Below are 10,728 nucleotides of genomic sequence, written 5' to 3' on the forward strand. Positions count from 1 at the left end.
CATGGATGTCAGGCTCCCTGCAGCGCCAGGCCCAGGTGGTCGGCCACCGGGCCGAGCACCAGTGCCGGCATGAACTGCAGCACGGTGAGGACGACGATCACGCAGACCAGGGTCAGGGCGAAGGTCGGGGTTTCTATCTGCAGGCTGCCGGCGCCCTGCGGCGCCTGCCGCTTGCCGGCCAGCTGCGCGGCGATGGCCAGCGGCACGATCAGCACCGGGAACCGGCCCAGCGCCAGCACCAGCGCGCAGCTGAGGTTCCACCAGACCGTGTTGTCGGCCAGCCCTTCAAAGCCCGAGCCGTTGTTGGCATAGGCCGAGGTGAACTCGTAGAACACCTGGGTGATGCCATGGAAGCCGGGGTTGGAGATACCGGCCAGGCCGGGAATGGCCAGGGTCAGCGCGGTCATGCCGAGCAGGGTGATCGGCTGCAGCAGCACCAGCAGGGCGAGCAGCCGTACCTGGGGCGTTTCCAGCTTGCGGCCGAACAGCTCGGGCGTGCGCCCGGTCATCAGCCCGGCCAGGAACACCGCCAGCATCAGGTACACCAGGAACTGCTGCAGGCCGCAGCCGATGCCGCCCCAGATGGCGCCGACCAGCATGTTGACCAGCGACGCCATGCCGGCCAGCGGACTCATCGAATCCTGCATGCCGTTGACCGACCCGTTCTGCACCTGCGTGGTGAGCGTGGCCCACAGCGCGGTGCCGTCGGCGCCGAAGCGGACCTCCTTGCCCTCCATCAGCAACGGGCTGGCAGCGCTGGCGCCGTGCCCTTCCAGCCACACCGTGCCGAAGGTGGACAGCAACGACATGCCGAGCATGCAGCCGAACACCAGCGCGCCGAAGCGGCGGCGGCCGGTGAAGGCGCCGATCATGAACACCACCGCCATCGGTAGCAGCACGATGCCCACCAGCTCCAGCGCGTTGGACAGCGGAGTGGGGTTCTCCAGCGGAAAGCTGCTGTTCGGCCCGTACCAGCCGCCGCCATTGGCGCCGAGCTGCTTGGCCGCGACCATCGCCGCCACCGGGCCCAGCGGAATCTTCTGCGTCGCCATGCCGGCGCCGGCATCGATCGGCGTGGCCTGCGGGCCCGCGGCCAGCGTCGAGGGCACGCCCTGCCAGGTCAGCAGCAGGGTCCATACCAGGCACAGTGGCAGCAGGAAGCGCAGGCACAGGCGCACCACGTCGACGTAATAGTTGCCGACCGTGACCGGCGCGGCCGCCGCCCCGGCACCGGACTGCTGGCCCGGCGCCCGGGCGAACAGCGCCCGCAGCGTGGCCACCGCCAGCGCCAGGCCCATCATCGGGGTGATCACCTGCAGGCCGGTAATGGCGGTCATCTGCGACAGGTAGGACAGCTGCGCCTGGCCGCTGTAGTGCTGCTGGTTGGTGTTGGTCAGGAACGACACCATCGTGTGCAGCGCGGTGTCCCAGCGCAGGTTGGGAACATGGTCCGGGTTGAGTGGCAGCCAGGCCTGGGTCATGAACACCGCCAGCGTCGGCACGGCCAGCACCAGGTTGCTGGCGAGGAAGGCGAGGGCATAGCCGCGCCAGGACATGGCACGCCCCGGGTCGACGCCCAGCAGCCGGTACAGCGGGGTCTCGATCCACCGGAACAGCGGGTCGATGCGCATGGGCGTGCCGCGCATCAGCCGCGCCAGGTACAGGCCCAGCGGCCAGGCCAGGGCGATGCCGGCCAGCAGGATGACAAGGGCTTCGGTCATGGCGTGCTCCTCAGAACGACTCGGGACGCAGGACCGCGTACAGCAGGTAGGCGGCAGCGACCAGCGCCACCAGTCCGCACAGGAAGAAAAGCCAGCCGGGCATTGGGAACCTCGGTTCGGCGGCGCGACCGCCTGCGTGGCGGGCGTACCGTGTGGATGGGAAAGTGGCGGCGCGTTGCCAGCGTGGCCGCCCGTGCCAGGAGCGCCATGGTGCTTCCGGGGGCCGTAAACGTTCGATGCCGCGTGCCCGGTCGTGGCGTAAAAACGCCATAAAAAAGTGGGTGGCCGTGGGTTGGCCGCCGGTGCGGTGCCGGGCTGGCGGGGGCTGAAGGCAACGAAAAAGCGGCCCGGGGGCCGCTTGCGGGGTTCCGCCGGTGGGCGCGCTCAGCCCGGCGGCGATGCCGGGGTATCGGCCGCGTCGGCCGCCGCGGCGGTGCCCTTGAGCTCGCGGTAGCGGGCCAGGGTTTCGGCGATCTCCACGTCCAGCGCCTTGCGCTGCTGCTCGAAGGCGGCCTGCAGCCGCAGCTGGGCCAGCAGTTCGGTATGCCGCTGGCGGATGTCCTGGGCCTGCTTGTCGGTCACCTTCTGCCCGGCCAGTTCGCGGTCGCCGGCGATCGACAACTGGGTGGCAAGCGCCTCGCGCAGGCTGCCGACGTTGTAGATGGCGGTCTTGATGTTGTTGTCGACGATGGCCGCGCGCTCGTTGAACACGCGGCGCAGTGCGTCCTCGCTGCCATAGGTGGACAGCATGGCCTGCTCGGTGCGCCTGCGGGTCTCGGCCGCCGCCGCATCCACCTGCGCCTGCGCCGCGGCGAGCTCGGCGTCGGCGCGTTCCTCGGCGGTGAGCGCGCGCTGCACGTCGGCGCTGCGCAGGCCGCTGCGCGCGCTGAATTCCTGGCGTGCGTTGTTGACCGCCTCCGGCGGCAGGGTGTCCGAGCAGATCCGCTCACCCCGGGCGGTGTCCCAGCAGTAGAGCTTCTTGCCGGGGTCGGCCGGCTTGTCCTGTGCCGGCACCGGTACCGGCAGTGTCAGCGCAGCCAGCACCAGCAGCATGCCGGCGCCGGTGATGGACGGATTCGGCCTCATGACAGCCCCCTGCGGTCAGCCCGTTGGATTGCTTCCGTAACGGGCCCGGTAGGCCAGCAACGGTTCGCGGTAGCCGACAAGTTCCGGGTTCCCGGACGCGAATGCAAGCAGGTCGGCCAGGTTGGCCACGGCGATCACCGGGATGCCGGTCTCGGCGGCCACAGCCTGGGCGGCCGAGCGGCGGTCCTCCTCCGAGGCGATCTCCTGGCGGTCCAGCGCGACCACGATGCCGGCGGGGATGCCGTTGGCGGCGCGGATGATGGCCAGCGCCTCGCGGATGGCGGTACCGGCGGTGATCACGTCGTCGACGATCAGGATGCGCTTGCCGGCCATGTCGGCGCCGATCAGGGTGCCGCCCTCGCCGTGGTCCTTGGCTTCCTTGCGGTTGAAGGTCAGCGGCAGGTTGCGGCCGCGGTGCGAGAACTCGCAGGCGATGGCGGTGGCCAGCGGGATGCCCTTGTAGGCCGGCCCGAACAGCTGGTCGAAGGCGACGCCGGAGGATTCGACCGCGTCGGCGTAGCAGTTGCCCAGCTGGGCCAGCGCCAGGCCGGTGTCGAAACGGCCGGCATTGAAGAAATAGGGGCTTACCCGGCCGGACTTGAGGGTGAACTGGCCGAAGCGCAGGGCATCGGCGTTCAGCGCCAGCTGCAGGAAGCGGGAACGATGGTCACTCATGTAATGCGCTTTTCTGTCGTCTATTGAAGGCGCCTAGGGTAAAGCATGGCTTCGGGGAATGCTGGCGCGGGCGGTATGCTGTGCCGTCCCGGGCCTGTCAGCGGTTTCCCATGCGCATCATCAGTTTCAACGCCAACGGCATCCGTTCGGCCACCACCAAGGGCTTCGGCGCCTGGTTCGCCGGCCAGCAGGCCGACGTGCTGTGCATCCAGGAGACCAAGGCGCAGGAGTCGCAGCTGTCCGACCCGCTGTTCCGCCCCGATGGCCACCACTGTTTCTACCGTGACGCCATCACCAAGAAAGGCTACAGCGGGGTGGCGATCTGGAGCCGGCGCGAGCCGGACGAGGTCCGCACCGAGCTGGGCTGGGCCCCGTTCGACGACGAGGGCCGCTACATCGAGGCCCGCTTCGGCAACCTGAGCGTGGTCTCCTTCTATATCCCGTCCGGCTCGTCGGGCGAGCTGCGCCAGGGCTTCAAGTTCGAGGTGATGGAATGGCTGCGGCCGATCCTCGACCAGTGGCTGGCCAGCGGCCGCGACTACGTGCTGTGCGGGGACTGGAACATCGTGCGCACCGCCCTGGACATCAGGAACTGGAAGTCCAACCAGAAGAATTCGGGCTGCCTGCCCGAGGAGCGCGACTGGCTCAACGGCCTGTGCGCCGACCTGCCCGGGGAGCATGACCCGGGCGCCGGCCGCGGCTGGGTGGACGCCTATCGCGTGCTGCACCCGCAGGGGCAGGACTACACGTGGTGGAGCAACCGGGGCGCGGCGCGCGCCAACAACGTCGGTTGGCGCATCGACTACCAGCTGGTCACCCCCGGCCTGCGCGGGCGCCTGCGCGGCTGCTCGATCTACCGCGACGAGCGCTTCTCCGACCACGCCCCGTTCAGCGTGGACTACGACCTGTGAGCGAGGCCGCGCCGAAGCGCCGCCAGGGCTGGCGGGAGGTGATGGGCAACCTGCGCCAGCGCAAGGTGCTGGCGATGCTGCTGCTGGGCTTCAGTTCCGGCCTGCCGATCTACCTGGTCGGCAATACGCTCGGCTTCTGGATGCGCAAGGAAGGCATCGAGCTGGACACCATCGGCTTCCTGTCCTGGGTGGGCCTGGCGTACTCGATGAAGTTCCTGTGGGCGCCGATCGTCGACAAGACCGACGTGCCGGTGCTGGGGCGGGTGTTCGGGCGCCGCCGCGGCTGGATGCTGCTGTCGCAGCTGTTCGCCGGCCTGGCCCTGGTCGGCATGGCGCTGGTGCAGCCCAAGGGCGGCAACATACTGGTGCTTGGCCTGTCGGTGGAGCACCTGCTCGTGTTCGGGGTGCTGGCCACCGTGGTGGCGTTCGCCTCGGCCACCCAGGACATCGTCATCGACGCCTGGCGCATCGAGAGCGCCAGCAGCAGCGAGCAGCTCGGCCTGCTGACCGCCTCCTCGGCGCTGGGCTACCGCACCGCGCTGCTGGTCACCGACGCGCTGATCCTGATCATCGCCGCGCGCGTGGGCTGGCAGGTGTCCTACGAGATCATGGCGGCGCTGATGGGACTGGGCGTGGCCGCGGTGCTGCTGGCGCGCGAACCGGCGCGGGCGGTGCTCGCCGTGCACGACCAGGCCGCCCGGCTGTGGACCCCGCGCGGCCTGTTCGACGCGGTGATCGGACCGTTCGTGATGTTCTTCCGCGAGTACCGCAGCGGCGCGCTGCTGATTCTGGCGGCGATCAGCATCTACCGCATGGCCGACTTCGTGATGGGCCCCATGGCCAACCCGTTCTACGTCGACCTCGGCCTGGACGAGGACACGGTGGGCGCGGTGCGCGGCTCGGTCGGCCTGGTGGCCACATTCTTCGGCATCGCCCTGGCCGGGGTGATCTCGGTGCGCTGGGGGGTGATGGCGGCGCTGCTGGTCGGCGCGGTGCTTGGCCCCTGCTCGAACCTGGCGTTCGCATGGATGGCCTACGTCGGCCCGGGCAAGCTGGAGTTCGCCATCGCCATGGCGGTGGACAACCTGTCCAGCGGCTTCGCCGGCACCGCCCTGATCGCCTACATGTCCAGCCTGACCAGCATCGGCTACACCGCGACCCAATATGCGTTGCTCAGCTCGTTCTACGCGATGCCGGGCAAGGCGCTCAAGGGCCTGTCGGGCATGACCGTGCAATACCTGGCGCAGGGCCGCACCCTGCTGGAGGGCTACGCGCTGTTCTTCGTCGGCACCGCGCTGCTGGCGATACCGGTGCTGCTGCTGTGCGTGGCGCTCGCGGCGATGCAGGCGCGCAAGGCCACCACGTCCGGCTGAATGCGCCGCGGGCGGGTGGATCGCGCGAGCCGCGTTCCGCCCGCCGTTGAAACCGGGCGCCGCGTCGTCGATGATGCCCGCGGGGGGATCCGCCGGACTGCTGGCGGAATGACATGGCCGACGTGATCTTGCGGGATGTCGACCCGCTGCTGCTTGAACGCATCCGCCGCCTCGCGGTGGCGCGTGGCTGGACCCGCGAACATACCTGCCTGGTGCTGCTCGAACAGGGTTTGTTCGCCGGCGAGCACGAGATGAGCCACGGCTTCGAGAACCCGGAGGTGGACGTGCTGTCCGAGGCCATCCATGCCCTGCAGGCGTTGCCCGCCGGCGCCGAATTCGGTTGAGTGCATGCCCGGCACGGGCCAGGGCTGCGCCCCGATGCCCCGGCTTCAGGCAAACGCGGCTCGCCGTAGATGCGGGGCTTGCCCCGCATGCGACATGCCAGGCAAACCGTGCCGGGCGAGCCCGGCAGCTACGACAACGGGCAGAGCAGGTGGACGCCCGGCACCCCAGCATCCGTGCGGGCGATTTTCGGGGCTGCGCCCCAAGGTTTCACGCCGGGTGGATCGCGCCCAGGATCCGCGGCCCGCGCGCGCCGCTGACGCTGGGCAGGTTGCCCGGGCGTCCGGCCAGGGCTTCGCGTGCCAGCCAGGCGAAGCCCATCGCTTCCATGTAGTCCGGGTCGAGCCCATGCGCGGCGCTGGAGACCACCTCCACCCCCGGCAGCCGCGCGGCGATGCGCCGCAGCAGGTGGGGATTATGGACGCCGCCGCCGCATACCAGCAGCCGGCGTGCGCCGGGCAGGTGCGCCCGCAGCGCATCGGTGACGGTGGCGGCGGTGAGTTCGGCCAGGGTGGCCTGCACATCGGCCGGCGCCAGCGGCGCGTCGCCGATCCGCGCGTCCACCCAGTCCAGGTGGAACTGTTCACGGCCGGTGCTCTTGGGCGGCGGCAGCGCGAACCAGGCATCGTCCAGCAACCGCGCCAGCAGCGCCTCGTCCACCCGGCCAGTGGCGGCGAAGGCGCCATCGGCATCGAACGCGGCGCCGAGGTGGCGCTGGCACCAGCCATCCAGCAGCGCATTGGCCGGGCCGGTGTCGAACCCGCGCAGGCTGCCGTCGCGCGCCAGCAGGCTCAGGTTGGCGATGCCGCCCAGGTTGAGGACCGCCCGGTCCTCGCCGCTGTTGCCGAGCATTGCCAGGTGGAAGGCCGGCATCAGCGGCGCGCCGTGGCCGCCGGCGGCCACGTCGCGGCGGCGGAAATCGGCCACCGTGGTGATCCCGGTCAGCTCGGCGATGCGGTGGGCGTCGCCGATCTGCCAGGTGAAGGCAGGCAGCGCCGTGGGGCGATGGCGGATGGTCTGCCCGTGCGACCCGATCGCCCGCACCTGCGCGCGGCTGATCCCGGCCCGCTCCAGCAGGCCATTGGCGGCGGCGGCGAAGGCGATGCCGACTTCGGCGTCCAGTTGCCCGAGCGCATCCAGTGATGCCGGCTCGGCGCCCTGTCCCAACGCCACCAGTGCCTCGCGGGTCCGCGCCGGCCAGTCGCAGGTATGCCCGTGCACGAACCGGCAGCCGCCTTCAGCCGGGAACTGCACCAGCGCGGCGTCGATGCCGTCGGCGCTGGTGCCGGACATCAGGCCGAGGAACAACGGCAGCTGCGGATCGATGGAGGTCATGCCGGGGCCAGAAACGAAAAGGGCAGGGAAGCTTCAAGGCTCCCTGCCCCTGTCGTCAACGCGGCGGCGCGGCTCAGCCGCGCTTGTTGCCGGCCGCCACGGGGGGCGCGGCACTGGCCGTGACCGTGGGCTTGTCCTTGCCGGCATCGGCGTACATCAGCTCTTCCATGCCCTGGATGCGCGCCATCGCCGGCGCGGTCTGGGCGCGGAACGCGGCCAGCTCGGCGCCCTTCAGCGGCTCCGGCGGCGGCATGGTCACCGACAGTGGGTTGCGGTGCTGGCCGTTGACCCGGAATTCGTAGTGCAGGTGCGGGCCGGTCGCCATGCCGGTGGAGCCGACATAACCGATCACCGTGCCCTGGTTCACGCGCTGGCCGGTGCGGATCTTGCCGAAGCGCGACATGTGCCCGTACAGCGTGGTGTAGCCGCGGCCGTGGTCGAGGATCACCACGTTGCCATAGCCGCGCTGGGTACCGGCGAACTGCACGCGGGCGTCGCCGGCGGCCATGATCGGGGTGCCGGTGCCGGCGGCATAGTCCACGCCCTTGTGCATGCGCATGGTGCCGAGGATCGGATGGCGGCGCGAGCCGAAGGTGGAGCTCAGCCGCGCGAACGGAATCGGCATGCGGATGAAGCTCTTCTTCAGCGGCCGGCCGTTGAGGTCGAAGTACTCGGACTTGCCGCCGCGCTCGAATCGGAACCCGGTATAGGTCTTGCCGCCGGTGCTGAAGGTGGCGGCCAGGATCTTGCTGGTGTCGATGCGCTCGCCCTCGCGCCAGGTCTCGTCCATGACCACGCTGAAGCGGTCGCCCGGCTGCACGTCCTTGGAGAAGTCGATGTCGTACTTGAAGATCTCGTCGGTCATCGTGTTGATGGCCGAGGGCGACAGCCCGGCCTTCAGGGCCGAGGCATAGAGCGAGCTGCGGATCTCGCCGCTGGCGACCACGGTGCGGGTGGTGGTCGCGCGCTCCAGCACCTTCTCGCGGACCTGGTTGCCCTGCAGGGTCAACTCCACGCGGTGGCTGGGGTCGCGGTCGAAGCGGATCGTGCGCAGCTGGCCGTTGACCGGCAGGTCGAAGGCGATCTCGGCCCCCGGCCGCAGCCGGGTCAGCGCCTCGCGGGTACCCGGGTGGTCCAGCAGCCGGTGCATCACCGTCGCCGGCACCCCGGCGATCTCGAACAGGTCGCTCAGGGTCTGGCCGCGTTCCACCCGCAGGATCTGCCAGCTGTCGCCCGGGGTTTCGCTGCGCCGGGCCAGCGACAGCGGCGGCAGTGGCAGGGCCAGGGTCGCGTGCGCCGACGGCAGGGGCGCGTCGATGGCATTGGAGAAGCCCGGCACGATCGTCGCCGCCAGCGCGCCGATGGTCGCGAACAGGCTGGCGTGGATCCAGTGGCGCCGGGTCCAGCGTTCGTTGAACGCGGCCGGGAGGTGTTGCTTCAACTTCCGATGCAGGGCGGTGTCGTGGAGGACGTGGAGTCGTTCCTGAAAGCGCTGTTTGCGCGCCTGGCCGTGATCGGGTTGGGACATCGCTGGGTTCTCTGGACGGCCCGGATCGCGGGCCCAAACGCGGGTAACATAGTCACCCTTCAATACCGCGTCAAACCATTGAGCCGCATGGCTTTTTGATGAATTGGGCGGTTAACCTGCACTTAACACATTCATGTCTGACGGCGAAGCCGGGAGTTCTAGCGTGTCCTCGATTGATGAAGCCCTTGCCCTGATCGGCCGCGGTGCCGATGAAATCCTCAAGGTGGATGAACTGCGCCAGCGTCTGGAAAGCGGCCGTCCGCTGCGGGTCAAGGCCGGCTTCGACCCCACCGCCCCGGACCTGCACCTGGGCCACACCGTGCTGCTCAACAAGCTGCGCCAGTTCCAGGATCTCGGGCACCAGGTGATCTTCCTGATCGGCGACTTCACCGGCATGATCGGCGACCCCTCGGGCAAGAACGTCACCCGCAAGCCGCTGTCCCGCGAAGACGTGCTGGCCAATGCCCGCACCTACGAGGAGCAGGTGTTCAAGGTGCTCGACCGCGCGCGTACCGAGGTCCGCTTCAATTCCGAATGGTTCGGCAAGATGGGCGCGGCCGACATGATCCGCCTGGCCGGCCAGCACACGGTGGCGCGCATGCTCGAGCGCGACGACTTCGCCAAGCGCTACGCCGCCCAGCAGTCGATCGCCATCCACGAATTCCTCTACCCGCTGGTCCAGGGCTACGACTCGGTGGCGCTGGAAGCGGACGTCGAGCTCGGCGGCACCGACCAGAAGTTCAACCTGCTGATGGGCCGCGGCCTGCAGGAGCACTACGGCCAGAAGCCGCAGATCGTGTTGACCATGCCGCTGCTGGAGGGTCTGGACGGGGTCAACAAGATGTCCAAGTCGCTGGGCAACTACATTGGTATCAGCGAACCGGCGATCGACATCGTCACCAAGACCATGAAGATCGACGACACCCTCATGTGGCGCTGGATCGATCTGCTCAGCTTCGACATCTCCATTGCCGAGGCCAGCCAGCTGCGCGCCGATGTCGACGCCGGCGCAATCAACCCGCGCGAGATCAAGCTGAGCCTGGCGCGCGAACTGGCCACGCGCTTCCACGATGCGGCCGCCGCCGAGCAGGCGATTGCCGGCTGGAATGCGGCGGTGACCGGGCAGGGCGACATCACCCAGCTGCCGTTGCAGGAAGTGAAGGTGCCGGCCGACGGCCTGCGCATCGGCGCGCTGCTGACCGCCGCCGGCCTGACGCCCAGCAACTCGGAAGCCTCGCGCAAGCTCAAGGAGCGCGCGGTCAAGGTGGACGGCCAGGTGGTCGAGGATGCGCAGACGGTCCTGCAGCCGGGCTTCGAAGGCCTGCTGCAGGTGGGCAAGCGCACGTTCGCGCGGGTGTTGCTGGTTGCTGCCTGACCCCGTAGTTCATGGCCCCGTGGCGGCGTACCCGTCCACGGGGTGCGGGATGTGCAGGTGATGTGTATTTGCCTCTTCCCAAAACCTGAAACAGGTTGCATACTTCCGCTCCTTCGCCGCCGGCCGGTGGTTGGCAGCGAAGGCAGGAAGTTGAAGTCACCCTCACGCAGGTGTTGACGGCAACGAAAAGGCTGCCATAATAGGCGGCTCGCTTCGACGAAAAGCCCTCGGGTTTGCGGTTGGAGCGGCGGAGTCGGACCTCGAAACGAGGTGTTGACGAAGCGGAAAAGCCGGCTATAATGGGCGGCTCGCTCGGACGGAAACGTCGGGCACTAAGGAAGAAGGCGCTGAGGCCGATTCCGAAGTTCTTTGAAAGTATGCG

Annotated in this window: 10 protein-coding genes; 4 read left to right on the forward strand and 6 right to left on the reverse strand. The window is 69.1% G+C overall.

Annotated elements, in window-relative coordinates; translation table 11 throughout:
- Positions 1-8: 8 nt before the first annotated feature.
- The 4 genes from kdpA to pyrE form a co-directional block, all read right to left on the reverse strand.
- Complete coding sequence (kdpA, locus tag ACJ7VY_RS00985) at positions 9-1,721, reverse strand: potassium-transporting ATPase subunit KdpA (protein WP_287145506.1); 1,713 nt, start codon at positions 1,719-1,721, stop codon at positions 9-11.
- A 10-nt stretch (positions 1,722-1,731) separates the two neighbouring features.
- Positions 1,732-1,824: a potassium-transporting ATPase subunit F gene (locus tag ACJ7VY_RS00990; protein WP_104937756.1), complete on the reverse strand. Its 93-nt coding sequence runs from the start codon at positions 1,822-1,824 to the stop codon at positions 1,732-1,734.
- Positions 1,825-2,105: 281 nt separating this feature from the next.
- The gene (locus ACJ7VY_RS00995; protein ID WP_104937757.1) at positions 2,106-2,807 is read right to left on the reverse strand and encodes a hypothetical protein; all 702 of its coding nucleotides are present in this window, start codon (positions 2,805-2,807) and stop codon (positions 2,106-2,108) included.
- A 15-nt stretch (positions 2,808-2,822) separates the two neighbouring features.
- Entirely contained in the window at positions 2,823-3,482 is a 660-nt protein-coding gene (gene pyrE, locus ACJ7VY_RS01000) for an orotate phosphoribosyltransferase (RefSeq protein ID WP_104937758.1), read from the reverse strand.
- A gap of 110 nt (positions 3,483-3,592) precedes the next feature.
- On the opposite strand from pyrE, the gene ACJ7VY_RS01005 reads away from it, so the two are divergent.
- The 3 genes from ACJ7VY_RS01005 (at position 3,593) to ACJ7VY_RS01015 (ending at position 6,110) form a co-directional block, all read left to right on the forward strand.
- Positions 3,593-4,393 carry an exodeoxyribonuclease III gene (locus tag ACJ7VY_RS01005; RefSeq protein ID WP_240213116.1) on the forward strand — a complete coding sequence of 267 codons (801 nt, stop codon included), beginning with the start codon at positions 3,593-3,595 and terminating at the stop codon, positions 4,391-4,393.
- Positions 4,390-5,766, forward strand: coding sequence for an AmpG family muropeptide MFS transporter (locus ACJ7VY_RS01010; RefSeq protein WP_240213115.1), 1,377 nt, complete (start codon positions 4,390-4,392; stop codon positions 5,764-5,766). The genes ACJ7VY_RS01005 and ACJ7VY_RS01010 overlap by 4 nt, the downstream gene beginning before the upstream one ends.
- Positions 5,767-5,879: 113 nt before the next feature.
- Entirely contained in the window at positions 5,880-6,110 is a 231-nt protein-coding gene (locus ACJ7VY_RS01015; RefSeq protein ID WP_054662598.1) for a hypothetical protein, read from the forward strand.
- A 208-nt stretch (positions 6,111-6,318) separates the two neighbouring features.
- Here ACJ7VY_RS01015 and ACJ7VY_RS01020 read toward each other — a convergent pair whose 3' ends face one another.
- Entirely contained in the window at positions 6,319-7,443 is a 1,125-nt protein-coding gene (locus ACJ7VY_RS01020) for an anhydro-N-acetylmuramic acid kinase (RefSeq protein WP_240213114.1), read from the reverse strand.
- 73 nt (positions 7,444-7,516) lie between these two features.
- Entirely contained in the window at positions 7,517-8,971 is a 1,455-nt protein-coding gene (locus ACJ7VY_RS01025; RefSeq protein ID WP_409476177.1) for a peptidoglycan DD-metalloendopeptidase family protein, read from the reverse strand.
- A 163-nt stretch (positions 8,972-9,134) separates the two neighbouring features.
- On the opposite strand from ACJ7VY_RS01025, the gene tyrS reads away from it, so the two are divergent.
- On the forward strand, positions 9,135-10,346 hold the full coding sequence (gene tyrS, locus ACJ7VY_RS01030; protein ID WP_409476178.1) for a tyrosine--tRNA ligase: 1,212 nt from the start codon (positions 9,135-9,137) through the stop codon (positions 10,344-10,346).
- The last annotated feature ends 382 nt before the right edge of the window (positions 10,347-10,728 follow it).

Source organism: Stenotrophomonas sp. Y-13, from assembly GCF_046267925.1.
Classification (GTDB): Bacteria; Pseudomonadota; Gammaproteobacteria; order Xanthomonadales; family Xanthomonadaceae; genus Stenotrophomonas; species Stenotrophomonas acidaminiphila_A.